General features: G+C 73.5%; 23 protein-coding genes. 10 read left to right on the forward strand and 13 right to left on the reverse strand.

Translation table 11 applies throughout. The features are described 5' to 3' along the window. Positions 1-7: 7 nt before the first annotated feature. The 4 genes from ACLQ2V_RS03440 to ACLQ2V_RS03455 form a co-directional block, all read right to left on the reverse strand. Entirely contained in the window at positions 8-1894 is a 1887-nt protein-coding gene (locus ACLQ2V_RS03440; RefSeq protein ID WP_425716836.1) for a hypothetical protein, read from the reverse strand. A gap of 93 nt (positions 1895-1987) precedes the next feature. After that, positions 1988-2992, reverse strand: a complete 1005-nt coding sequence (locus ACLQ2V_RS03445) for a glycine betaine ABC transporter substrate-binding protein (protein WP_425716837.1) — start codon at positions 2990-2992, stop codon at positions 1988-1990. Between the two features lie 178 nt (positions 2993-3170). Further along, complete coding sequence (locus ACLQ2V_RS03450; protein WP_425716838.1) at positions 3171-3896, reverse strand: ABC transporter permease; 726 nt, start codon at positions 3894-3896, stop codon at positions 3171-3173. Between the two features lie 94 nt (positions 3897-3990). Next, a complete protein-coding gene (locus ACLQ2V_RS03455; protein WP_425716839.1) occupies positions 3991-4674 on the reverse strand; it encodes an ABC transporter permease in 684 nt (227 codons plus the stop codon). 2 nt (positions 4675-4676) lie between these two features. Here ACLQ2V_RS03455 and ACLQ2V_RS03460 point away from each other — a divergent pair, with 2 nt between their 5' ends. Beyond that, positions 4677-5666, forward strand: a complete 990-nt coding sequence (locus tag ACLQ2V_RS03460) for an ABC transporter ATP-binding protein (RefSeq protein WP_425716840.1) — start codon at positions 4677-4679, stop codon at positions 5664-5666. A gap of 10 nt (positions 5667-5676) precedes the next feature. Here the strand turns inward: ACLQ2V_RS03460 and ACLQ2V_RS03465 are convergent, their stop codons facing one another. The 7 genes from ACLQ2V_RS03465 to folP form a co-directional block, all read right to left on the reverse strand. Then, positions 5677-6174 (reverse strand): hypothetical protein, encoded by a 498-nt coding sequence (locus tag ACLQ2V_RS03465; RefSeq protein WP_425716841.1) that lies wholly within the window; start codon positions 6172-6174, stop codon positions 5677-5679. A gap of 64 nt (positions 6175-6238) precedes the next feature. Further along, positions 6239-6547 (reverse strand): hypothetical protein, encoded by a 309-nt coding sequence (locus tag ACLQ2V_RS03470; protein ID WP_425716842.1) that lies wholly within the window; start codon positions 6545-6547, stop codon positions 6239-6241. A gap of 145 nt (positions 6548-6692) precedes the next feature. Continuing rightward, entirely contained in the window at positions 6693-7901 is a 1209-nt protein-coding gene (locus ACLQ2V_RS03475) for an ABC transporter permease (RefSeq protein WP_425716843.1), read from the reverse strand. A gap of 118 nt (positions 7902-8019) precedes the next feature. After that, positions 8020-8502: a DUF3180 domain-containing protein gene (locus ACLQ2V_RS03480; RefSeq protein ID WP_425717002.1), complete on the reverse strand. Its 483-nt coding sequence runs from the start codon at positions 8500-8502 to the stop codon at positions 8020-8022. A gap of 67 nt (positions 8503-8569) precedes the next feature. After that, complete coding sequence (gene folK / locus ACLQ2V_RS03485) at positions 8570-9097, reverse strand: 2-amino-4-hydroxy-6-hydroxymethyldihydropteridine diphosphokinase (RefSeq protein ID WP_425716844.1); 528 nt, start codon at positions 9095-9097, stop codon at positions 8570-8572. Next, entirely contained in the window at positions 9094-9507 is a 414-nt protein-coding gene (gene folB, locus ACLQ2V_RS03490) for a dihydroneopterin aldolase (protein ID WP_425716845.1), read from the reverse strand. Before folB ends, folK begins: the two co-directional genes overlap by 4 nt. After that, entirely contained in the window at positions 9504-10424 is a 921-nt protein-coding gene (gene folP, locus ACLQ2V_RS03495; RefSeq protein WP_425716846.1) for a dihydropteroate synthase, read from the reverse strand. Before folP ends, folB begins: the two co-directional genes overlap by 4 nt. A 356-nt stretch (positions 10425-10780) precedes the next feature. Here folP and ACLQ2V_RS03500 point away from each other — a divergent pair, with 356 nt between their 5' ends. The 7 genes from ACLQ2V_RS03500 to ACLQ2V_RS03530 are packed head-to-tail and all read left to right on the forward strand — an operon-like array spanning position 10781 to position 19414. Beyond that, on the forward strand, positions 10781-11095 hold the full coding sequence (locus ACLQ2V_RS03500) for a hypothetical protein (RefSeq protein WP_425717003.1): 315 nt from the start codon (positions 10781-10783) through the stop codon (positions 11093-11095). 11 nt (positions 11096-11106) lie between these two features. Next, a complete protein-coding gene (locus ACLQ2V_RS03505; protein ID WP_425716847.1) occupies positions 11107-11469 on the forward strand; it encodes a hypothetical protein in 363 nt (120 codons plus the stop codon). 49 nt (positions 11470-11518) lie between these two features. Next, positions 11519-15136: an ATP-binding protein gene (locus tag ACLQ2V_RS03510; RefSeq protein WP_425716848.1), complete on the forward strand. Its 3618-nt coding sequence runs from the start codon at positions 11519-11521 to the stop codon at positions 15134-15136. Between the two features lies 1 nt (position 15137). Beyond that, the gene (locus tag ACLQ2V_RS03515) at positions 15138-17102 is read left to right on the forward strand and encodes an MFS transporter (protein ID WP_425716849.1); all 1965 of its coding nucleotides are present in this window, start codon (positions 15138-15140) and stop codon (positions 17100-17102) included. Further along, on the forward strand, positions 17099-17653 hold the full coding sequence (locus ACLQ2V_RS03520) for a hypothetical protein (protein WP_425716850.1): 555 nt from the start codon (positions 17099-17101) through the stop codon (positions 17651-17653). Before ACLQ2V_RS03515 ends, ACLQ2V_RS03520 begins: the two co-directional genes overlap by 4 nt. 8 nt (positions 17654-17661) lie before the next feature. Next, complete coding sequence (locus ACLQ2V_RS03525; RefSeq protein ID WP_425717004.1) at positions 17662-18801, forward strand: peptidoglycan DD-metalloendopeptidase family protein; 1140 nt, start codon at positions 17662-17664, stop codon at positions 18799-18801. Positions 18802-18814: 13 nt separating this feature from the next. Beyond that, entirely contained in the window at positions 18815-19414 is a 600-nt protein-coding gene (locus ACLQ2V_RS03530) for a hypothetical protein (RefSeq protein WP_425716851.1), read from the forward strand. 4 nt (positions 19415-19418) lie between these two features. Here ACLQ2V_RS03530 and ACLQ2V_RS03535 read toward each other — a convergent pair whose 3' ends face one another. Continuing rightward, positions 19419-19859 carry a hypothetical protein gene (locus ACLQ2V_RS03535; RefSeq protein ID WP_425716852.1) on the reverse strand — a complete coding sequence of 147 codons (441 nt, stop codon included), beginning with the start codon at positions 19857-19859 and terminating at the stop codon, positions 19419-19421. A 428-nt stretch (positions 19860-20287) separates the two neighbouring features. Here ACLQ2V_RS03535 and ACLQ2V_RS03540 point away from each other — a divergent pair, with 428 nt between their 5' ends. Then, entirely contained in the window at positions 20288-23233 is a 2946-nt protein-coding gene (locus ACLQ2V_RS03540) for an FtsK/SpoIIIE domain-containing protein (protein ID WP_425716853.1), read from the forward strand. Further along, positions 23230-24171 (forward strand): hypothetical protein, encoded by a 942-nt coding sequence (locus tag ACLQ2V_RS03545; protein ID WP_425716854.1) that lies wholly within the window; start codon positions 23230-23232, stop codon positions 24169-24171. Before ACLQ2V_RS03540 ends, ACLQ2V_RS03545 begins: the two co-directional genes overlap by 4 nt. A gap of 100 nt (positions 24172-24271) precedes the next feature. On the opposite strand, the gene folE is transcribed toward ACLQ2V_RS03545, so the two are convergent. Continuing rightward, on the reverse strand, positions 24272-24898 hold the full coding sequence (folE, locus tag ACLQ2V_RS03550) for a GTP cyclohydrolase I FolE (RefSeq protein WP_425717005.1): 627 nt from the start codon (positions 24896-24898) through the stop codon (positions 24272-24274). Positions 24899-24953 lie beyond the last annotated feature (55 nt).

A 24953-nucleotide genomic window follows, 5' to 3' on the forward strand; every position in this document is an offset into this window, starting at 1 on the left:
TCCGGGCTCAGCGCCAGCGGTCCCACGTGCCGCCGGAGCTGGGCGCGTCGTCGTGGACGTGCCGGTCCTCGTCGGGGCGCTGGTGCCGGCTGGGCCGCTCCGGCTCGGGCACCGACGCCTGCCACGACCCGGCAGGCCGGGCGTCGCGGCGGGCCTGCGGTCGCCACTGGGACGGGACCGCCGCCTCGCCCGGCGGCGGGCCCGGCTCCGTCCAGGCACCACCCGCCGGGGCGTCCCGCAGCGCCGCCCAGCGCCCCTCGACGCGGTACCCGCCGCCGGCGTCGTCGGCATGCGCCGCCGCCCGACGCTCGCCGATGCGGACCTCCCGCCCCCGTTCGTCGTCGTGCACCTCCGCCCAGCGGTCGCAGGCCCGCAGCTCCGACCACTGGCCGGTCCCGGCCGGCGGCGGCTCTGGCGGGTACGCCCGGACCGGTCCGGCCCCGGCCGGCCAGCCCGCCTCGGCGGGCGCGTACCACGAACGCGGGTCGACCGGCCGTGGCTCGTCGTCGCCTGCGGGACCGGCACCGGGACCGCCCTCCCGCCGCATTCGGCGACCCGCGTCGGCCCGGTCAGCCGGGCCGCGATCGTCGGCAACCCGGCGGGGATCCTCGGCAGGGCCTCCCCAGCGGGGGTCGTCGGCCGGCTCGCCCCAGCGGGAGTCGCCGGGTTCGCCCCGGCGGGAGTCGCCGGCCGGGTCGGCCCGCCGGGGGTCGTCGGTCCAGGAGTGCCCGTCGCGCCGGCCCGGCCGAATCGGGTCGTAGCCCCGGCCCGGCCGCTCGGCGGCGTCGGGTGGCTCGGGCCACCGGGCGTCGTCGTGCTGCCCGGCCCGACCGGCGTGCCGGCCGGTCCACGGGGCCTCGGCACGCGGAGCGGGCCACGGGGCCTCGGCGGGCGGAGCCTCGGCGCGCGGGGTGGCCCACGGTGGTGCCTCCGGGGCGGCCGACCAGCGGCCGGCGGGCCCCCCGTACGGGTCCGCCACCGGATCGGGCCCGTCGACGACGGTGTGCCGGGTGGTGACGTGCACGGTCTCGGTGTGCCGGACCGTGCCGACCGGGCGCGCGAGAGGATCGGGCGGGAACGGCCGGGACGACCGGCTCCCCGACTCGGCCGGCGCGAGGGTCGCCGGATAGCCGTCGACCGGATAGCCGTCGACCGGATAGCCGTCGACCGGATAAGCGTCGACCGGATAAGCGTCGACCGAGGCGTCGGCGCCTGCGCGGGCGGCCGCCCGGGAACGGCGGGCGGGCTGCTCTTCGTCCTCGGGGACCACCGCCCGCACCCGCGCCCGGCCGGGCGACACGTCGTCGACGGTGTCCCGGGGCAGGCCGGCCTCGTCGGTGTCCCAACGGTGGCCGGCGTCGTCGTACGCCTCGGTGACCGGGACCTGGGCCCGCCCCGCGCCGACCCGCTGCGCGGCGGGCGGCTGCACAGCGGCCCGCGCCGTGGCCGCCGGCTCCACGGCGGGCGGCTCGGGGTCGGCGGCGATGCCGGCCGCGGCGGCGTCGAGCCGGCGGCGCAGCGCCGAGACCTGGTCCTGGATCCGCTGCGACTGGTCCTGGATGCGCTGCGACGCGTCGAGCGCCTGGTTGCCGCGGCGCGCGGCGGCGACGATCTCGTCGCGCAGGTCCCGGCGCAGCTCCTCGATCTCGTCGCGCAGCCGCTCGGTCTCGGCCGGGTCGGCACCGCCGCCGTCGGCACCGGCGCGCAGCGCGATGGAGAGACCGATCAGCACCACCGCCACGATGGCCAGCACGGCGGCGACGCGCAGCGGCCCGTTACCGTCGGCAACGAGCAGGATCAGCGCCGCGACCGGGGCAAACGCCACGCCGGTCCAGAAGAGAACGGACAGTAGGCGCGGGCCACGCCTGTCGGTGACGACAACCGGAACGGGCATGGGTGTGCAGCCTACCGAGAGTTCCAGCCCCTGGAAACGGGACGCGCTCCCGGGCCGCCGGTGGCGCAGTGGCCGCCGGCGACCCGGTGGCGGTCAACTGGCGGCCAGCGCCCCGTCGGAGGAGAGGACCAGACCGACGCTGGCGCTCCCCGTCTTCAGCGCGTTCTTGGTCTGCGGGCCGGCCGCGTCCAGCGAGCTGAAGGACCCGGCCTTGAAGTCGTAGACCTTGACCAGGCCCGCCTGGCAGAGCGGACGCTGCGGGCACTCCGGCGGGCCGGCCAGCACGGTCGCGCTGCCCGAGCACTTGGCGGCCAGGTCGGAGAGGGTGGTGACCCCGTACTTGTCGGCGAAGGCCTTGGTGACGGCGAACGCGTTCTGGTCCTGGGCGGCGGACGCGGCGCCGAAGGCGAGGCCGGCCTTCTCACCGCTGGTCTTCAGGGCCGCCACGGTCTTGTCCAGGTCGGGCGAGGAGACGGGTGCCGCGTCCTTGCCGTTGGCCTTGGTGTTGAGGAACTCGGCCAGCGTCGCCGCGTACTCCGGGACGACCTGGATCTCGCCCTTCTCCAGGGCCGGCTCGTAGAGCTCCCGGTTGCCGATCTGCTGCACCTTGACCTGGTAACCGGCGGCGGTGAGCGTGATCCGGTACAGCTCGGCGAGGGTCTGACTCTCGCTGAAGTTGCCGGCGCCGACCACGATCGGGCCGCCCGGCCCCTTCGCCAGGCCCTGGGTGAGGTTGTTCGCCGCGGCGAACTCCTCGGCGGCGACCTTCGAGGTCTTGCGGTCGACGTCGACCGCCTTGTTCAGGCCGATCAGCTTCGGGGTGTCCAACGCCGTGGAGACCTTGTCCAGCGCCGCGATCAGCTCCGGCTTGGCCACCTTGGCGTTGATCGCCGGGAGGATGTTGTCGCTGTTCTGCAGCTTCTTGTCGTCGGTCAGGACGACCAGCTGCTCACCGGCGACCGGGGCGCAGCCGGCCCCCGACGCGCCCTGCTCGGGCGCCTCGGTCCCCGAGGACCCGGCGTCGCCGCAGCCGGTGAGGAACCCGGCCGCGGTGAGGACGCCGATCGCGCCGATCGCCAGGCGTGTACGTGCGCGCATCAAGCCCGCCTTCCGTGTCCCGGCGCGACCCGTCCGGGCCGGCCGCGTCTCCGACGGACGAACCCGGTTGTCGCCGTCCGCGACTCCCCACCCAACATCCTGCCGTCCGACGCCGCCAACCCGGGAACCAATTCGTCACCGGATCGTCACACAGGCGTACGACGGGTGTGGTGAGCGGTCAGCCGCCGGCGACGGCGGCTGCGGCCCGGCGGTCGGCCCGCCGCCGCCCCGGACGCAGCGCGCGCGGGGTGGCCACCCGTTCGACCAGCGCCAACACCAGCTCGACCAGCATCGCCAGGCCGGCCACCAGCAGCCCGCCGGCGATGATCTGCCCGCCCCCGGCGGCGATGTCCAGGCCGAATCCCGCCCGGATGATCTGCCCGAGGCCGCCGCCGTTGACGAACGACGCCAGCGCGGCCGTCGCCACCACCTGCACCGCTGCGGTCCGGAAGCCGGCCGCCAGGTACGGCACCGCCAGCGGCAACTCCACCCGGCGCAGCACCTGCCCGCCGGAGAGCCCCATGCCGCGCGCCGCGTCCCGGGCCTCCGCGTCCACCTGCCGCACCCCGGTGTACGCGTTCGCCAGCAGCGGCGGCACCGCGAAGACGGCCAGCGCGACCACCACCGACGGTCGGCCGAAGCCCAGGAAGGTCAGCGGCAGGATGGTCAGCAGGGCCAGCGTCGGCACGGCGAGGGTGACGTTGGAGACGAGCACGACCAGCCCGCCACCCCGGCCGGTGTGCCCGAGCCAGAGCCCGACCGGCCAGGCCACCAGGCAGCCCAGCAGCACGGCCGCCGCCGAGATGCTCAGATGCTCGCCGAGCCGGTCCAGGACCCCGCCGGGGTTGGTCCAGTTCAGCGGGTCGTTGAGCCAGAGCACCGCCTGACCGACCGGATTGCTCACCGCGCTCCCCTCCCCTGGTCGTCCGCCGGCCCCGCCGCGCGGGCGCCTGCCCGGCCCGGCCCGTCGTCGCGCGCCGGGCGGGCGCGGCGGCCGCTCATCGGGCCCCGCGCAGCCACGGGGTGACCGCCCGGCCGATCCCGGCGAGGACCAGGTCCAGCACCAGGGCCAGCAGGACGCAGAGCAGCGTGCCGGTCATGATCTCGGCCTTGTAGAAGTTGTTCTGGAAGCCGGCGAAGATGAGCTGCCCCAGGCCGCCCCGCCCGACCACCACCCCCACGGTGACCAGCGCCACCGTGGAGACGGTGGCCAGCCGCAGGCCGGTGAGGATGCCGGGCAGGGCCAGCGGCAGCTCGATGCGCAGCAGTCGACCCCACCGGCCGTACCCCATGCCCTCGGCGGCCTCGCGGACCTCGGGCGGCACCTGGCTGAGCCCGGCGACGGCGTTGCGGACGATGACCAGCAGCGCGTACAGCACCACCACGCTGAGCACGGTCACCGCCCCGATCCCCAGGTACGGCGCGAGGAAGGCGAACAGCGCCAGGGACGGGACCGTGTAGAGCACACCGGTGAATGCGAGAATCGGCCCGGCGAGCGGGCGGAACCGGTGGGCCAGCAACGCCAGCGGCAGGGCCACCAGCGCCGCGATCAGCACCGCCCGCGCGGTCAGCGAGACGTGGTCCCCCAGCGCGGTGAGGATCGTGTCAGAGTTGTCCCGCACGTACTGCCAGGAGAACCACGGGTTACCCGGCTCGGCCCGGTGACTCAGGCGGAAGGACATGCGTGGACGTTACCCCGGCACCCACCGGCGACGCCGGCCCCAGCGCCGCGTCGATCACCCTCGACGGCATCCGCAAGCGTTACCCGGACGGCACCGAGGCGGTCCGCGAGCTGAGCCTCGAGGTGCGCGCCGGCGAGCTGGTGGTGCTGATCGGCCCCTCCGGCTGCGGCAAGTCGACGGTGCTGCGGATGGTCAACCGGCTGATCGAGCCGACCGGCGGCCGGATCCTGCTCGGCGACGAGGACGTCACCCGGGTCGACCCGGTGCAGCTGCGCCGCCGCATCGGGTACGTGATCCAGAACGTCGGCCTCTTCCCGCACCAGAGCGTCCTCGCCAACGTCGGCACCGTCCCCCGGTTGCTCGGCTGGGCCCGTGGCCGCGTCCGCCGCCGCAGCGAGGAGCTGCTGGAACTGGTCGGGCTGGACCCGGCGCAGTTCGGCCGCCGCTACCCGCACGAGCTCTCCGGCGGCCAGCGGCAGCGGGTCGGGGTGGCGCGGGCGCTGGCCGCCGACCCGGTGGTGCTGCTGATGGACGAGCCGTTCTCGGCCGTCGACCCGATCGTGCGGGCCCGGTTGCAGGAGGAGTTCCTCCGCCTCCAGGCCGAGGTGCGCAAGACCATCGTGCTGGTCACCCACGACCTGGACGAGGCGGTCCGGCTCGGCGACCGGATCGCGGTGCTCTCCGAGGGCGGCCGGCTGGAGCAGTACGACCCCCCGGCGACCCTGCTCGGCACGCCCGTCTCCCCCTTCGTCCGGGAGTTCGTCGGCGCGGACCGGGGCATCCGGGCGCTCGCGGTCACCCCGGTCACCCGGGAGTCGCTGGACCCGGCCCCGACCGACGCCGCCGGGCTGCCCGAGGTGGCGCTCGGCTCCTCGGCGTACGACGCGCTGGCCGTGATGCTCACCGCCGGGGCGGACCGGGCGCTGGTCACCGCCGACGGGCGACCGGCCGGGGTGCTCACCCGGGAACGCGCGCTGGGCGCGGCGCGCTGACCGCGCCGGGTCAGGCCCGGCCGCCGAGGCTGGCGGTGCCGATGATCCAGCCGGAGAGGAAGCCGTAACTGGCGCCGGTGCCGGCGGACTGGAACACCGCCAGCAGCGACGGGTCCGGCCCCAGCAGCGTGCCGACGATGGCGGCCAGGCCGGCGGCCAGCACGTACGCCCCCCAGCCGGAGAAGAACTGGCTGACCGAGCCCTGCACCCGGGCCACCTGGGCGGCGGGGAGCACGTAGAGCAGGGCCGCCGCGAAGATCACCAGCAGGATGGCCCGCACGTCGGTGGCCAGCACCCCCTCGGAATTGCCGGAACCGAACCGCCAGGCCGGCCAGGCCAGCAGCCGCAGGAACCAGCCGCCGGCCCCGTTCGGGTCGGTGCTCCGCTCCGCCCACTCGACGTAGAGCGGGCTGCCGCAGACCCCCACGAGCACCAGCACCGCGAGGGTGCCGGTGCCGGCGGCGGTGCTGTACCCGCTGACCGTGCCGGAGCGGTTGGTGAGAGCCATGCCACGACCAGTTCCCGGCGTGCCCCGGCCGGCAAACCTGCGGGTCACCACGGCGGGGCCCCGGTCAGTGCTTGGTCAGGTAGTCGATGAACTTGGCGCGCAGCAGCGGCGCCGACTCCTCGTAGCCGTGCCCAGTGAGCTCCCGCCAGAGCGCGGACGCCTCGTCGATGGTCGGGCCCACCGAGTTCGGCGCGCCGTCGAGCACGGCGGCCTCGTCGGCGTTGGGCAGGTGGCGCAGCACCGACCAGTAGAAACCGACGTCGCGGCGCTCCCGGGCCAGCGCGAACGCCCGCTCCCGCAACTCCTCCGTGGAGAGCGCGTCCAACTGCTCGAACGTGAGTCCGCCGGTACCGGTGGAAGGTGTCTCGGTCATGCCGCCGAGCCTAACCGGCGCGATCACCGGCGGCCCGGCGGACGCCGGCCCGCCCGGCGCGCCGCCCGGCGGGCCGGGCCGTGGCCGGTTCTTGCCCGGCGGGCCGGTCCGTGGCCGGTTCTTGCCCGGCGGGCCGGTCCGGCGGTCAGCGCTCGCCGCCGTCCCAGCGTTGGGGTCGGGGCCGGGCCTCCCAGCGGGACGCGTCCCAGGGGTCGGTGGGGAGGTCCTCGGAACGGGTCGGCATGGCGGGCGGCCAGTTCTCGACCGGCGCCGGCCGGGGCACCGACCAGCCGGTGCTGATCGTGCCGTCGCCGCTCGGAAGCCGCTCCGGCTCCGGGCCCGCCGACCGGGGTCCGCCGTACGCCTCGACGAGCCGGGTGACCAGCAGGCCGACGCCGAGCGCGGCGCCGCCCACCGCCCACCGGCTGATCCGCCAGCCCCGCGCCTCCGACCAGGCGAACAGGACCGCGACCAGGCTCGCCGCGAAGAGGGTCCCGAAGATCCCACCCCGCCGGCCGTACGCGCTGGTGCCGGCGAGCAGCGCGGCGCCGACGGCGAGCACCGTCCAGCCCAGCCCCTGGGTCGGCACGACCGTCCCCGCGCCGTTGCTGGCGATCAGGACGCCGGCCAGCATGGCGCAGACGGTGGAGAGGACGAACGAGGCCACGACGACCACGCCGGCCACCCCGCCCCGGCGGCGGGCCGGGTCGGCCACCGGCCGGAACCGGCCGGCCAACCGGCGGATCGGCCGGGTCACCCCGAACAGCCCGCCGAGCACCGCGACGGCGGCGAAGCCGGCGAAGAGCTGGATCGCGTTGTTGCGGGGGTCGTACCCGCCCTGGACGAGGACCGGTCCTGCCCGCCGTTCGATGTAGACCACCACGGCGGCCGCGCCGGCCAGGCTAGCCGCCCAGCCCGGCACGTGCAGCACGGCGACCACCAGCCCCACGACCAGCCCGCCGATCGCGGCGACCGCCGCCGCGTGGCTCACCGCGAACTGGATCCCCCGGTCGCCCTGCTCGGCGACGTGCAGCGCGCTGGCGACCGCGACCGGCCCGACCGCCAGGTTCACCGCCGCCGTACGCAGGCTCAGACCGGCGGCGAGGACGAGCAGCCCCACCGTCACCACGTCGACCAGCAGGGCCTGCAACCCGTCGTCGCGCAGCGCGGCCGGGGCGTCCCGCCACAGCAGCACGGTCAGCACGGCCAGACCGGCGGCGAGCACCAACTCCCAGGCGACGTGGACGGCGAGGCGGTCCCGCCCCGGCTCGCCGTGCGCCGGATCGTCGAAGGCGTGCTCCAGCCCAGGTGAGGGTTCCACCGCTGCGCCACGGCCCGGATCGTCGTACCCCATGACGAGTGCCCTCCCCAGGTCACGGCCGCAGGGTCCGACCCGGGCGGACCGGGGCGGCCGTTGCTCTCCGGTCGCCAGGCACGGTACCCGCGCGTGGGGCCGGGCGTAACCCCCGCGCTCAGCGCCGGCCCGGGTGGCCTTCCCACTCGTCGGTGTCCCGGTCGTCCTCGGGTTGCTCCGGCACCCGGCAGGACCGCTCCAGCCAGAGCGCCGCCCCCACCAGGGCCAGCGAGGCGAGCAGGCCGGCGACGGCCGCCGGCCGGTCCTCGTTGGCGGCCCGGGTGGGCTCGACGAGCAGCCAGGCGGTCAGCCCGGCGCACCAGCCCGCGAAGATCGCGCCGGCCAGCGCGGAGGCCTTGGCCAGCACCACGAACCGGGCCACCATCAGCGGGTCGACCGGTTCCCGGCCCGGCTTGCGCGCGATCCGGTTGCGGGTGTCGACCGCCGCGTACGACTCCAGCAGCGCCAGCGCGGCCAGCGTCGCCACCGGCAGCCAGGGCAGTTGGGGGAAGCCGCCATAGAGGCTGCTGATCAGCAGCCAGGCCACGGCGGCGGCGGCCAGGCCGGCGACGATCAGGGTCGAGATCCGGGTTGGGCCCATCCTGGACCGGTCGGGGTCCGTCCCGGGTGGTGGCGGGGACTGGGTCATGCCGGCCGGCTCCACTGGCTCATGCCGACGACTCTAACGCCAGATCCGGTCGGGGACGCAGTTCCAGGGCGTCGCCGGCGACCGGTTCGGCGTTGAGCAGGTCGGTCAGCCAGCCGTGGCCGGGCAGCCGTCCGTACGGCGCGATGTCGATCCACGGGCGCAGCACGAACGCCCGCAGGTGGGCCCGGGGGTGCGGCAGGGTCAGCTCGGGGTCGTCGCGCAGCACCGGCTCGCCGGCGTCGTCCCAGACCGCGATCACGTCGACGTCGAGGGTGCGCGGGCCGAAGCGGCGCTGCGGGTCGCGCTCCCGGCCGGCCCGGCGCTCGGCGACCCGGGCCCGCTCCAGCCAGTCGCGCGGGCCCGCCGCCGGGTCCTCGGCCAGCAGCACCGCGTTGAGGTACGCCGGCTGCTCCGCGTCGCCCCAGGGCGGGGTCTCGTAGACGCCGGAGACGAGCAGCACCGCCTCGCCGAGACAGTCCACTGCCGAACGCAGGTGGGCCAGCCGGTCGCCGAGGTTGCTGCCCAGGGAGAGCAGGGCGCGCGTCACGCCGCGTCCTCGGTGGTGGCCGGCCTCGGCCCGACGTCGGTCGGCGGGGCGGTCCGGGGCCGGCTCATCGTCACCGCGACGTCGGTGAAGGCGTGCGGGACGGGGGCCTCGGGCTTGTGCACCGTCACCGTCGCCCGCAGCACCCGGGGGTCGGCCAGGCAGATCGCGAGGAGCCGGTCGGCGAGCGTCTCGATCAGGTTGACCGGCTCCCCGGTGAGCACCGCCACCAGCCGGTCGGCCAGCTCCCCGTAGTGCACCGTGTCGGTCACCTCGTCGGAGCGGGCGGCCGGCGCGAGGTCGAGCTCCAGCACGGCGTCGACGACGAACTCCTGCCCCCGCTCGCGCTCGAAGTCGTAGACGCCGTGCCGGCCGTGCGCCCGCAGGCCGGTCAGCGTGATCCGGTCCGTCACCGCTCCCCCTTCGACTGGTTCGGCTCCGTCGACGGGTTCGGCTCCCTCGACGGGGCCCGGTGCGCCCGCGTCGCGTCGGTGACCAGGCGGGGACGGCCGCTGGCCCGCCAGACGGCCAACGCGTCGGTGGTGCCGAGCACGTCGTGCACGCGTACCCCCCAGGCGCCCGCCGCCACCGCCAGCAGGCTGGTGGCGGCGGTGGCCGCCTCCCGGTCGGCGGTCGGCCGGGGCACGCCGTCTGGATCGGCCAGCAGCTGCCCCAGGTACGACTTGCGGCTGGCCCCGAAGAGCAGCGGGAGGCCGAGCGCCAGCAACTCGGGCAGCCGGGCGGTGAGCTGCCAGTTGTGCTCGGCGGTCTTGGCGAAGCCGAGGCCCGGGTCGACGACGATCCGGTCGGCGGCCACCCCGGCGGCCAGGGCGGCGTCGACCCGCTGGGCCAGCTCGGCGCGGACGTCGGCCACCACGTCGGTGTAGCGGGCCAGCTCGCGCATCCCCCGGGAGTGCCCCCGCCAGTGCATCAGCACCCAGGGGCAGCCGGCGTCGCGGACCACGCGGGCCATGTCCGGGTCGGCCAGGCCGCCGGAGACGTCGTTGACCACGGCGGCCCCCGCCGCGAGGGCGGCCTCCGCGACCCGCGCGCGGCTGGTGTCGATGCTGACCGCGACGCCGCCGGCGGCGAGGGCGCGGATCACCGGCAGCACCCGGGCCGCCTCCGTGTCCGGGTCCACCCGGTCGGCACCGGGTCGGGTCGACTCGCCCCCGACGTCGATCAGGTGCGCGCCGTCCGAGACCAGTCGCACCCCGTGTGCGACGGCGGCGTCGAGATCGGCGTATCGGCCGCCGTCGGAGAAGGAGTCGGGCGTGACGTTGAGGACGCCCATCACCACCGGGGCCTGCGCCCGCACCAGATCGGTCACGACTGCACGGTACCGGTCGTCCCGGGCCACCCCGGAGTCCCGGCCCACCGCGCCCGGAAACGGCCCTGACAAGGCAATTGGAACAGGTGTACGATCGGTCGTTCGGGCCGTTCCGGGTCGACTCTTCGCGGCTTGTCGCAAAGGGGGGCGGCCCGTACCCTTTGGAATTGCCCAGCAGCGAGACGGCGAAGCCTGGAGGGAGGGCCGAAGCGGGAAATATCCCCCAAAGCTCACCACTTTCCGTGGTGGGCAACGGACGCAGGGTCATTGCCGACACCGCGCCCGACACGCACCACCCCGCCAGGCTTGCCTACTGCACCACCGCGGCTTCGCCGGCCGCGTCATGGGAGGTTCCAGTGATCGCCATCGAGCTCATGGAGACGGCGACGTCCGCCGTCGCTCACGCGCTCCACACCCTGGCGTCGACTCCACTCGCCGAGCCGGCGCCCAAGGGCATCGACACCAACAACATCGTCACCTTCTTCGCCAGCAAGATCGCACCGATCCTGTTGGCCGTGCTCGGCGTCATCTTCATCGGCCGAGCCAGCCGCGGCGAGATCTCGAAGGTCCTCACCAGCTCGGCCATCGCCATCGTCGGGCTGGCCTTCATCGCCGGAGCAGCCACACTCTTCTTCGTCGGTGACTACCTGATCGACCTGATCTTCGAATAGGCCCAGGGCAGATGAGGCTGCGCACCGACGACGACATCTACCGGGCCCGCCTGGTCTACCTCGGGCCGCCCGGCTACACCCTGCCCGTCCACCTGCCATACGCGCAGTACGGCCTGTTCATCCTGCTCGTGCCCCTCTACATGTTCATCCACTGGTTGTTCACGCTGACCGTCGACCTCTTCCCGGCCTGGGAGATCGCCCTCGCCATCGTGAGCACCTCGTTCATCTTCCGGTACGTCGACCCGGACCGGCCCGCGCGCACGGTGATCCGTACCGCGCTGACCGACTGGCGACGCACCCGGGAGTCGGCCGTCGAGCAGCGCGACCCACGCATCGTGGCGAGGCGGATCAGGATCCGGGAGGAACTGGCATGACCGGGCGTACGCCGATCGGGCGGTCACACCACGCGGGCGAGGCAATGGCATGAGCCGCTCTTCCACGCCGGGTTCCCCGGCAGGACAGCACGCCGCCCCGCACGGTAACCGTGCGCGCTCATTCGACTACCCGGCCGGGGAGGAGCCGGAAGAGACCACCGTCGACCCGGCGCTCGCCACCACCTCCGGATACGGGCGGATCGGGGTCTTCCAGGGGCCGCGCCCCGCCCCCGGCCACCCGGCCGCCGCGGAGCCGACCGTCGCCGAGAACCCCGACATCGACTCCCCCTTCCTCGACCTCTTCGGCGGCGCGCACCCGAGCCGACCCGCGCTGCCCGCCGCACCCCGGCCGGCCAGCCGGGGCCTCCCCGCGATCCCCCACCAGCAGCCGCCCGCCGCGCCGCCGGCCGCCGTGGAGGCCTCCCAGGCCCGGATCGAGGTCCCGCTGACGCGCACCGAGATCCCGCCGGCCCGCACCGAACGCGCCCCCTCACCCGTCGAGCGCGCGGCGGCCCGCGTCGACCGGACGCCCTCGCCCACCGGGCGACCGCCGGCCCGGATCGAGCGGGGACCCGCCCCCACCGAGCGCGCCCCGGCCCGCAGCGAGCGCACGCCCTCGCCCACCGGGCGACCGCCGGCCCGCACCGAGCGGGCACCGTCCCCCGTCGAGCGGGCACCGTCCCCCGTCGAGCGGGCACCCGCACCCCAGAGCCGGGCCCGGGTCCCCCAGCAGCCGGTGGAGCGGCTCCCCGCCCTCCCCGCCGCCACGGAGCCCTCGCCGGCACCCCTGCCCCCGATCGCCCCGGCCCCCGACCCCGACGACGAGACGTACGGCTGGCGCGACTTCGCCCCGCCCGCACCCCGGGAACCCGAACGCTCCCCGCACCCGCTCCCCGAGCCGCACCAGGCCGGGCCGTACCCGCAGCGGGAACTGGAGCGGCTGCCCCACCGTGAGCCCGAGCCGGAACCGGCCGGCCAGGAGGCCACGCCGCCCCGCCAGCGCGGAGTCGACCGCCGGCAGCGGTCCGAGCGGCCGGCCAAGGCCCCGAAACGCGGGAAGCCCGCGAAACCGGCCAAGCCCGCGAAGCCGGTCCGCGCGCCCAAGTTCAAGTTCGGTGACCGGGACCCGTCGGTCGAGCTGGCCATCACCGAGATCGCCGGCCACCTCACGTTCACCCCGAACACCGTCACCGCCTGGTACTGGCTGCCCGAGGTGCGCTGGGCGTTCCGGCCCGACGCCGAGCGGGAGGCGCTGCTCGCCGCCATCTCCGAGCAGTACGCCGGCCTCGCCGGCTTCCGGCTGCACCTGCGCCGCACCACCCGCCCCTTCCCCGCCGACGAGTGGGCCCGCACCATCGACGCCCACACCGCCTCGCCACTACCGGACGTGCCGGGCACCGCGGGCTGGGGAGACCACCTGGTGGCCGCCCAGCGGCACCTGCTCTCGGTGAACCACGCCGAGGGGCAGACGTACCTCGGGGTGACCTTCGCCCGGCGCTCGCTCGGCGACTCCCTCACCGAGCGGGTGCTGCGCACCTTCGGCAAGGGTGTCGCCGATGGCGAACGCCGCAAGCTCGGCCGCACCGTCGAACAGTTCGACGAGGTGCTGGGCGCGTTCGGCATGCGCGGACGACGGGTCACCGCGCAGGAGCTGGAATGGCTGCTCTACCGCTCGGTGGCGCTCTGCATGGCGCCTCCGGGCACCCTCTCCCCGATCACCAACGGCCGCTGGGAGCGGGGCGACCTGCTCGCCCTCACCGAGCAGGTGGAGCGGTACCGCACCCCGTACGGGTCGACCGTCAAGCTGGTCAACCGGATGACCGGCGAGGAACGGCACGTGACCGTGCTCGCGGTCGGCCGGATGGAGCCGCTGGAGATCCCCGAACGGCACGAGCCCTGGCTGCACTTCCACGAGCGGCTGCCCTGGCCGATGGAGATCTCCACCCGGGTCGACATCCTCGGTTCCGGCGACTCCTTCCGTAACCTGGAGCACCGGCTGCGGATGATTCGCTCCCAACAGCTCGACTACGCCGAGCACGGCATCGACGCCCCACCCGAGCTGGAACGGCTGGCCAAGCGGGCGCTGGTAATCGGCGACGAGATGACCACCGGCCTGCCGGTCGACTCCGCCCGGGCGCACGGCTGGCACCGGATCGCCGTCGGCGGGCGGACCCGGGAGGAGTGCCTGGAGCGGGCCCGCCGGCTCATCCAGCTCTACGCCCGCGAGCTGCGCGTCTCGCTGCAACACCCGAAGAACCAGGACTGGCTGGCCCGGGAGTTCATTCCGGGCGAGCCCATCGCCAACACCGGGTACGTCCGCCGGATGCCGGTCAACCTGCTCGCCGCCGCCCTGCCCCAGGCCGCCTCCAACGTCGGCGACCGGCGCGGCGACCTCATCGGGCGGACGGCCGGCACCTGCCGCCGCCCCGTCTTCCTCGACCTGCACTTCCCGATGGAGGTCCGGGAGCGCTCCGGGCTCGCGGTCTTCGTCGCCGAGCCGGGCGGTGGCAAGTCGACCCTGCTCGGTGCCCTGGGCTACCTGGCCGCTCGACGCGGGGTGCAGGTGACCCTGCTCGACCCCTCGGGCCCGCTGGCCCGACTGTGCAACATGCCGGAGCTGCGCCCGTACTCACGGGTGCTCAACCTCACCGGCTCCGAGCAGGGGACGCTGGCGCCGTACGCGCTCATCCCCACCCCGCTGCGCAGCGAGTTCACCGCTGGCGCGACCGGGGACCGGGAGTTCGAGATCGCGGTGTCCAACGCTCGGGCCGAGCGCCGCATGCTCGTGCAGGACATCTGCATGATGCTGGTGCCGCCGCAGGTCGCCCGGGAGGCCTCCACCGCCACCCTGTTCCGGCACGCGGTCCGGCAGGTGCCCGCCGAGGAGACGTCCACCCTCGACGACGTGGTCGCCTGCCTCGGGCAACTCGACAGCGATGCGGGCAAGGAACTGGCCAACCTGCTGCTCGACACGGCCGAGATGCCGCTGGCCATGCTCTTCTTCGGCCGCCCGCCGGAAGGGCTGCTCGGCGCCGACGCGGCGCTGACCGTGATCACCATGGCCGGGCTACGGCTGCCCGACCTCAAGATCGAGCGGGAGTACTGGTCGGCAGAGGAGTCCCTCGCGCTGCCCATGCTGCACACCGCCCACCGGCTGGCGGTCCGGCGCTGCTACGGCGGCTCCATGTCCTCACGAAAGCTGGTAGGCCTCGACGAGGCGCACTTCATGGAGGGCTGGCGCTCCGGCCGGTCCTTCCTGGTCCGGCTCGCCCGCGACTCCCGAAAATGGAACCTCGCCGCCCTCGTCGCCTCCCAGAACCCACGGGACATCCTCGGCCTCGACGTGCAGAACCTGGTCTCCACCGTCTTCGTCGGCCGGATCGCCGAGGACACCGAGATCGCCACCGAGGCGCTACGGCTGCTCCGCGTGCCGGTCAACGACGGCTACGAGGCCACCCTGGCCTCGCTGTCGACCGCGGAAGCCACCTCGGCCGCCCGGCTCGGCTTCCGCGAATTCGTCATGCGTGACGTCGACGGGCGGGTGCAGAAGGTGCGGGTCGACGTGTCGTACGTCGACGGGCTGCTGGACCACCTGGACACCACCCCCGCCGCAGCCGCGGCGGCGACCGACCTGCTGCCGACCAACATTCCGGACCTGGAGGCGTGACATGGCGAGGGTGCGGGCTCGAATAGCGGCGTTCCTGCTCGCGCTCGGCGTACTCGCCGGGGCCACCATCACCTGGCCGGTGCTGGGCGGGGCACCAGCGCAGGCCGCCACACCGCTCGCAGCCCAGGCGCGCGCCGACCTCTGCACCACCCCGGAATGGCAGGCCGACTTCCGCGCCTGCGTCAAGAAACTGAGCGATGTTACATCGGATCGCGCGCAATGCTTGGAAGCTCCGACGCCAAGTGCTCCCGATTCCGGCCTGGCGGGCTGGTTCGCCAGTGCTCCCTCCAAGGAATCGTCGAACGGCGTTACCGGCCAGTACAGCCTCTATGGATACGGCGGCTACAACTACACTACTTACGATGTCCCGGGCGGGTGCGTTTCTACCGTTCTTCACCCAGATTATAAGTTCACCACTACGGTCGCCAATGGCGAGCTAATGATAGCTACTGCAATTCTGGGCGCATCGAACGCCCTTCGAGAGAGGGCGTGGGATCCTCGTTCCATGTGGGGATGGGCAGACCCACTGGTGGAAAAGGCCACCAAGGCTGTCTACCAAAAAGTGTTCAGCGTATTTGGAATTATCACGCTTTGTGTAGTCGGAATGTATTTGCTCTGGAGATCGCGTCAGTCGGATATGAGCAACGCGATGACGACAGCCGGCTGGGCCCTCTTGGTAATGGTTACGATTACCGCATTGGCGGCCTGGCCAGTAAAGTCGGCCAACCTTGCGGACGGCACACTGATCACCACTCTCGGTGTCGTACATGATGCTGTTGGCCCTCAAGTTAGGGATACTGCACCGGGGCGTTGCATCGGTGCACCTGAACGATGCAAGGACCTTAGATCGCCGGCCATGCGCGCTAGCGATACCGCCACTGAGAGCATGCTGTATCGCAACTGGCTTCGCGGCGTACTCGGATCTGCCGACAGCGAGACAGCCAAGAGATACGGGCCGGCACTCTACGACGCACGATCACTTACCTGGGGGGAGACTCAGTCCGTCCGCGCCAATCCCGCCACCAGAAACGCCGCAATTGAGGCCAAAAAGCAACAGTGGATGAAGGTTGCCGAACAGATCAAAAAAGAGGACCCGGAGGCGTACGAGTACCTCCAGGGCATTCGCGACATGGATCGGATCGGTTCCGGGTTCATCGCGGTCCTCGCCGCACTACTTTTCGCCATGTTCGACCTCACCGCCTCGTTGTTGGTCCTGCTGGGCTTCCTCATCTTCCGGTGGGCGGTCATCGCGGCTCCCATCCTCGGCACGGTGGGCCTGATGCGGCCGGCGAGCGCCGGCCTGCGCCGGTTGGCAAACGCCGTCGTCGCTGCCGTGTTCAACATCGCCATCTTCGGCACCGGGGCCGCCATCTACCTCTTCGCCGTAGACATGATCATGAGCACGGCCACCCTGCCCGGGTGGCTCCAAGTGGTGCTGGTCTGGCTCTGCGGCGTGGTCGGATGGCTGCTGCTGCGCCCGTACCGGCGGATCACGCAACTTGGCGGCAAGGACAGCAGCGAGGCGGTCAGCTCGGCCGGCTCGTGGCATCGTCGGTTTTTCCGTGACATGCGTACCGCCGCACGGCTGGACGTGGCCGAGCCGGGCGGCACCGCCGAGCCGGCCCTGGGCCGGCGGCGCGGCGCAGGGTCCGAGCAGCGCAACGTCCGGCCGGAGGCCCGACACGAGGATCCGAGTCACTCGAAGGTTGCCACCGTCAGCACCACCGCGAATGAGCGGCGGCGGCCAGACGGGCAAGAGCGTCCGGACGAGGTCCCCGCGCCGGAGCAGGGCGGAGCCACGCGTCCCGCCGAGGCCCGCCCGACGCGACGTCAGCCGTCGACCTGGACCGAGCCGGACGTGCCCGAGGAAAATCCGTCCTTCGTCATCTACCGCCCCGGTTCGGCCAAGCCGGCCGCCACGCCGTCTCGGCCCGCCGCACCGCGAATCCGCACCGAGGCGCGGTGACGGTGATGCGACGGGCGCTCGAGTTCCTGTTCACCCGGGCCCTACGGTCCCGGCTGGGCATCGCGTTGGGCATCTGCGTCGTCGTGGCCGGCGTACTCGGAACGGCCAGTCTCATCTCCGGGCAGGGCTCGGACATCGGCCTGAGCAAACGACCGAGTGAGCCGATCACCACGGTCGACCCGACCGCCGGTGACGACGGCGTGCTCGGAAGCACCACACCCCCCTCCCCGGTGCTCCGGCCTGGCGCGCCGGCCCCGGAACAGATCGCGGATCGGTTCACTGCGGCCTGGCTCGGCGGCCGCGAGGGAAGCCCGGAGGAGTGGCATGCCAGCCTGCGCCCTCTCTCCACCGCGGAACTGACGGAAAAGCTCTCCGGAGCTGATCCGACGGGAGTCCCAGCGCGGCGGAAGACCGGAGAACCGAGTATCCGGCCGAGGACGGAGCGCTTCGTGGAGGTGCTGGTGCCGCTGGACTCGGGGCGGCTGCGGCTCGAACTCGTGGCCCCCGACGGGGCGTGGTTGGTCGACGCAGTGGACTGGGAGCCCGCATGAGCGATCACATGGACGGCAGTGCCCCTCGTCGCCGCCAACTGCGCCTCGGTGCCCTGGCCGCCGCATTGACCGCGATCCTCGCCCTGCTTTGTTGCACGGGCGGGACGGCGGCGTTCTTCCTCACCGAATTGAGCGGCGGTGGGAGCGAGGTTCGGCCCGAGACCCAGTCTGGTTGCGGGCAGAAGAAGCAGGTCAACATCTCAGGAAAGATGCCGCGCTTCGCCCAGTACGGCGACACCCAGATCCGCAACGCCGCCGTGATCATCAAGGTCGGCTCCGACATGAAGGTCCCGCCCCGCGGTTGGGTCGTCGCGGTCGCCACCGCGATGCAGGAGTCCGGCCTGCGCAACCTTTCCCACCTCGGCAGCCGCAACGACCACGACTCGGTAGGTCTCTTCCAGCAGCGCCCTAGCCAGGGCTGGGGCACTCCGGCACAGTTGCAGGATCCCTCCTACACGTCTCGCAAGTTCTACGAGAAGCTCGTGAAGGTTCCCGGCTGGGAGCGCATGTCGCTGACCCGGGCCGCTCAGCGGGTGCAGATCAGTGCCTTCCCGGACGCTTATGCCAAGCACGAGGAACTGGCCAGTAAGATCGTGGATGCGCTCGCCGGGGGAGCGGCCCGCACGGTGCAGGTGGCCAAGAAGAGCATCTGCAACGCGGCCACGCGCGGCCAGATCGCCGCCTCCGGATGGACCGCCCCGATCCCCGGTGGCGTCGGATCGGGCTTTCGTACGACGAGTCGCCCCAGTCACAACGGCGTGGACATCGGGGCGCGAAAGCACACCCTGATCCGCGTCGCCGCCACCGGTCGAGTCCTGGTCGCCCGGTGCGACCCCGACAACAGCGGGCGACGTAGTTGTGACGTGGACGGCTGGCCGGGCAAGGGCGGCTGCGGCTGGTTCGTCGACGTGCTGCATGCTGGCGGATACATCACCCGTTACTGCCACATGATCGTCAAGCCCCGGGTGGTTCCCGGCCAATCAGTGAAGGCCGGCGACGTCATCGGAGAGGTCGGTAGCAGCGGAAACTCCTCCGGACCGCACCTGCATTTTGAGGTGCACCTCGACGGAGACCGCTCCAGCCGCGGCGCCGTCAACCCGGCGTCGTTCATGCGGGACCGGGGTGCGGCGCTGAACGGCAAGGCGTGAGGCCGCACAACACATGACCGGGCCACTCCCCGACCCCTTCGCCGATCACCCCGACTGGGCGCCGCTGCCGCCCCGTCCGATCGAGATCGTGCCCGCGACCGGGCGGGTGGACTTGCGCGGCCGACGGGTCCTGATCGGACTACCCGGTCTCGGCTGGCGCGGTGATCTACGGGCTGACGAGCGGGTGGTGCAGAACAGCCGTACCTACGTGCCGATCATCCCGGAACAGGAGTGGTATCGCGCCGAATCCGAGCAGGTCGAGGTGTTCGCACCGCTCGTGCCGATCGAGCGTGTCTGGGTGGAGACGGTCGGGGATCGGCCGAGCGTGACAACGGTGCAGGAGCCCGGCGTCCATCTGGTTTCCCTGGACGCCCCCACCCATCGGAGGCCAACTCCGGTGTTCGAGGTCGATGCCGTCACCGGCCGTCGGGTCGTGCACGTCGCCGACCACGGAGAACTGCGGGATCTACGCGCCGTGACCGAGACCTACTCGGGCACCGACGGGGACATCTGCGTCCGGGTCACCCCGGAGTTGGAGTGGTACCGCTGGGCCTTGCGGGGCCAGCCCCCCACCACCCTGGAGGTCCCAGTCCACCTGCTTTGGGTTGAATAGCAAGCTAGTATGGCTGTGCGGTACAGACGCGCCATCCATCTTGGTCCGACAGCTTGAAACGCCAGCCGTCAGTGAGGCTCTGCTGTGTTCCATCCACTTGCGCCGTTCGCCTAATTACCGCTTCCACAGTCGCACTAGATGAATTGGCCTCCACAACCACAATATTCTCAATATTTATCGATATAGATACATCAAGCTCGTCTTCCTTTGCGCTTATCTGGTCCCGGAACGACTCGATCTCAACAACTCGACCACCGCAAGTAAAGAGATTTGCCCTGTTTTGATCACGCGCAACCAGCAGCGACTGAAGGTAGTTGACAACCACCACGTCAGGTGCGCTGCGATCCGGGGCTGCGGCGCGTTGATACATGACGACCGCCGTGATACCGCCACCGACCATGAGCAATCCGAGCACCCCGGCGACGACGACGAGGACGGTCCGCATCCGACTCGGCGGCCGGGCCGGTGCCGGCGGCCCGGCCGGGGGGGCCGGTTGCTCCGGCGGGGTCCGCTGCGCCGGTACGCGGGAGACCTGGGAACCGGCGGAGGGCTGCACTGATTCCACCCCTTGAGGCTAGCGGCTGGACGCCTCGTACCCAATGCCCCGGATGCCACCGATCGCGTCCGTACGCCGGCCGCATCGGGCCGCAGTCCACCCGGAAAACCGCGGTCCACCCGGACGCCGGAGCGCGAACGGTCGAGGCTCTCGCCCTCGTCGCAGAGGCCGTGACGAGCGGGTGCCGGTAATCACCCGGCGCGCGGGCGCACCGCCGGGGCGCATCCCGGAGGACGACGCGGACCTGGGATACGGTCACTGCTCGGGGAGGGGTCGCCAGCCTCAGGAAGAGGGGTAGAGCGGTGGTCGGTCCGAGGATGCGTACCAATCGCGCCGCTGCCCTGCACCGGCGGGCCGAAGCGACGGTGGCCGCAGCGGCCGGCATCCTGGACGGGACCCGGCCCACGCCGGCCGACCAGCGTCGGCAGTACGACATCGCGGATCGGCTCCGGGGTGCGGCTGCCCGGTTGGCACCGGGCTGGGCTGGTGAGCCCCTGGAGACCATCGCAGTGGGGACGCCCTCGGGCGAGGGGCCCCCGCCGTTCGTTCGGGTCGGGACGGCCGCGCCCCTGGAGGACGCGCGTTTTCCCGCGCTGGTGCCCCTGCTCGGCACCGGGCATCTGGCGATCGACACCGATGCCCGCGATCCACGGGTGGCGGGGCTGCTCCGGGCGGTCCTGCTCCGGCTGCTGGCCGCGACGCCGGCCGGCTGCCTGCTGATCCGTGTCGTCGACGCCGCCCACGCCGGGACCACGCACCCGCTCACCGTCGCACCGCCTGCGCCCCCAGCCGGACCCGCGCAACCCGCCACCGCCCGTCCCGCCATGGCCCGGCCCGACGCGAGCGACCCCGACCCGAACCACCCCGACCCGAACCACCCCGACGCAAGCCACCCCGACGCAGACCCTTCCGCGACCGGTCCAGCCGACACCGCGCGCCCCGCCTCGAGTACGGCACGGGCCACGTCCGGCACGTTCGCGTCGTTCGCCGTGCTCGCGGACGCCGGACTGCTGCCCCCGCCGGCGGCGGATGTCGCCGGGCTGCGGGCGGTGCTCACCGAGGCGGAACAGTGGGTGGCGCTGGGCACCGGACGGCCACGCCGCCACGATCGCACGTTGCTGCTGGTCATCGCCGCGCTCCCCGAGCTGACGGGGCCGACCGACCTGGGTCGTATCGAGGCGCTGGCCGAGCAGGGCCCTGCGTCGGGGCTCCATCTCGTCGTCGCGGGCTGGCCCCCGGCCGGCCCGTACGCCAGCCGCGCGCCGCTCTCGCAGGCCACTCCGCTGGCGATGCGCAACGCCTACGCGTTGCTCGGCGATCCGCCCGGCACCTCGTTCGCGGGCCCGGGAGCGGAGCCGCCCGGCGGGCTCAACTCGCCCGTCTTCGTCGACGACGATCCACCCCCGGAGCTGGTCGACGTCGTCTGCCGGCGACTCGCCGAGGAGGTGGAGGCCGGGTCCCGGCTCAGCCTGGCCGATCTGCTGCCCGGCCCGGACGAGCCGTTCTGGGCGGCCAGTTCGGCGGAGGGCGTCGCCACCACGGTCGGGGATGCCAGCGGCCGACCGGTGACCGTGGGCCTCACCGAGTTGACCCCGCACTGGCTGGTCAGTGGCCGGTCCAGCGCGGGGCGGGCCGCCTTCCTGACCAACGTGCTGCTCGGCCTCTCCGCCCGGTACGGCCCCCAGGAGCTGGCCCTGCACCTGGCCGATCTCGGCGACGGCGAGTCGTTCGCGGAGTTCCTCCAGACCGAGCGGGACCGATCCTGGATTCCCCAGGTCCGTTCGGCGGGGATGGCCGCCGACCGGGAGTACGTGATGGCGCTCCTCGACGAGTTGGCCGGGGAGTCGCGACGTCGGGAGGAGGCCGGTCAGCGCGCCGGCGGGCAGCGGTTCACCGCCCTGCGGGAGCACCAGGCCCTGCCCCGGGTGGTCTGCGTGATCGACAATCTTCAGCTGCTCTTCGCCGACCGGGACCCGCTGGCCACCGAGGCGGCGGCCCGGTTGGATGCCCTGGCCCGCGCCGGGCGGGCGTACGGCGTACACCTGGTTCTTGCCGGGGAGGGTGACCTGGGGATCACCGGTGGGCCGACGACCCGGGACTCGATGCTCGGGCAGTTCCCGGTGCGGGTGGCGCTGGCCGGCGGCGGCCCGGTGCTGGAACCGAGTAACGACGCCGCGGCGGGCCTGCCGGTGGGCAGCGCGGTGGTCAACACCGCGGGCGGGCTCGGCGGCCCCCGGGGTGCCACCCGGGGTCACGAGCGGATGGTGCGGTTCCCGGACCCGCACGAGGTCCCCGAGGCAATCGCCGAGCTGCGGCACCGGCTCTGGGCGGGCCGGGCGGAGCGGGCCGCGCCCCCGGTCGTCTTCGCGGGCTGGGCCCGTCCGCTGCTGCGTAACGATCCCCGCTACCGGGCCGCATTCGCCGGGCGGGGCGGTGGGCCGGCGGCCCTGCTCGGTCGGGCGGTGGACGTTTCCCGGTCGACGGTGGCCGTGCCGCTCGGGCCGGTGGCGGGCCGTAGCCTCGCCGTACTCGGACCGACCCCGGCGGCCGCCTCGCTGCTGGCGACCGCTGCCCGCAGCGTCGCCGCGCACCACCGGCCCGGTACGGCTCGGTTCGTCGTTGCCGCGCTCTGCCCCGACGCGGCAACGGTGGCGGACGCTCTCGCCGCCGGTCTCGCCGGGCAGCACCGGGCGGTACGGGTCGACCTGTCGGGTCTGCTCGCCGCACTCGACGCGGACGAACCGGGTTATCTGGTGGTGTTCGGCCTGGACGCCGTCGCCCCGCAGGCGTTGCCGCCGGAACGGTTGCGGGCCCTGCTACGGGAGGGGCCGCCGGCTGGGCGGCACCTGCTCGGTTCGTGGCGCACTGTGCCGTCCTTCACGGCGGTCGTCCAGGCCGACGACGAGGTCGACAAGCTCGCGGCGGTCGTCGCGGTGGACGTGCCGGGGGCGCAGCTCGCGGCGCTCTTCGGGCACCCGGTGCCGTGGCGTCCCCGCCCGGGTCGGGCGCTGCTCTGGGACGGCCCGGACGACCGGGGCACCCTCCTGGTCCCGTTCGCCGAGACCCCGTCCGACGCCCAGCCCGGCCCCGGGAACCAGCCCGACCCCGGGAACCAGCCCGACCCCGGGAACCGGGCCGACGCCGGGAGCCAGGCCGACACCGGGAACCAGGCCGGCACCGGGAACCGGGCCGCCGACACCGGAGGCCCGGGCGAGGCCGGCGGCGGGGCGGACCTGCCATCGGGGACGGGGGAGCAAGCGTGAGCGGGAAGCCGACCGGTGCCGCCGACGCGGCGGCGCCTGCCGCGCCGGTGCGGCAGCGACCCGCGGGCGATCTCGCACCGCCGCGCCCCGCCGACGACGCGACGGCCTGGACGGAGTACGTCGCCGCAGCCCGACAGCTCGACGGAGTACGCCGGGGCGCGGCGACGGCCGCCACGGAGCAGGCCCGCGCGGTGCGGGCCGCCCGGGAGGAGCTGACGACAGTACGCGAGCGGCTGGCGCCGCAGCGGTTCCGGCTGCGGGAGCTAGGCGTGTCCCCGATGGCGCTGGTGCCGTCACCGCCGGAGCTGACGGAGGCGGCACGGAGCATGGTGGGCGGGCCGACGGCGGTGTTGACCGCGTTGCGGGCTGCCCGGGCCTGGGTGGACGGGGCTGACGGTGTGCTGACCGCGCGGGGCCCGTTCCGCCCGGCGGCTTGGCCGCCGCGACTGCGCAACCTGCTGGTGTACGGGCCGTTGGCGCTGGTCTTCCCGCTGTTGCAGGTGGTGCTCTACCTGGCGGTGGGCACGGGGCCGGCGGGCGTGGTCTCGTTGCTCCTCGGGGTGCCGATGCCGGTGGTCGCCTTCGTCGCCGGTTGGCTCCTCGTCGGCCGGCTCTTCGGTGGGGTTGACGACCCGGTCGTGGCGGGTCCGGGCCACCGCAGAGCTGACCCACCGACGCCCGAGCCCCGCGCACCCCTTCCCCGGTCGTCCGGCCCGGCCCCGACCGACGGCTTGCCGCAAGGCGCAACCGCGGATGGCGGCACGGCAGACGGCGGCACGGCAGACGGCGGTGCTCCGGCGGCCACGAGCGCCTGTCTGCTGCCGGGCTCGGCGGCCGGCCGACCGGTCGATCGGACCCCGCGTTGGGGTGCCCTGGTCTGTATCGTCCCGGCGGTGTCGACGACGGCCGGGCTCCTCCTGGCGATGCTGGCCGGCTGACCGCCCGCGAGGTTGACCGGCTCGGCCAGCGGAGACGACGACGCCGGGTCGGGCCCACGTGCCCCGACCCGGCGTCACCCGCTGGGTAGCTACCCGCCCGTCAGCGGGGGATGATCAGTGACATCGCCTCGGCCCGAGACTTCGCGTCGCGCTGCAGCGTGCCGCGCACCGCCGACGTGATCGTCTTCGCCCCGGACTTCTGGATGCCGCGCATCGCCATGCACATGTGCTCGCAGTCGAGCACCACCACGACGCCGCGCGGGGCCAGCTTCTCCATCAGCAGGTCGGCGATCTGCGAGGTGAGTCGCTCCTGGACCTGGGGCCGACGGGCGTAGACCTCCACGAGCCGGGCCAGTTTGGACAGCCCGGTGATCCGGCCGTCCGGCCCGGGGATGTAGCCGACGTGCGCGCTGCCCCGGAACGGAAGCAGGTGGTGCTCGCAGAGGCTCATCACGTCGATGTCCCGGACCAGCACCAACTCTTCGTGGTTGGCCTCGAAGGTGGTGGTGAGCACCTGTGCCGGGTCGACTCGCAGCCCGGCGAAGAGCTCGGCGTACGCCCGGGCGACCCGGGCGGGGGTCTGGACGAGCCCGTCGCGGTCGGGGTCCTCCCCGACCGCGATCAGGATCTCGCGGACCGCCTTCTGGATGCGGCCCAGGTCGACGGAGTCCTCGACCGGGCGCCCGGTCAACTTGCCGTTGACCAGGCGCGCGGCGAGATAGTCCAGTTCGTCGGTGTCGGGCTCGGTCGCCGAGGCGTCCCGAGGGCCGACGTCCGGTCCG

This window comes from Micromonospora sp. DT233 (assembly GCF_049841815.1).
Lineage (GTDB): Bacteria > Actinomycetota > Actinomycetes > Mycobacteriales > Micromonosporaceae > Micromonospora.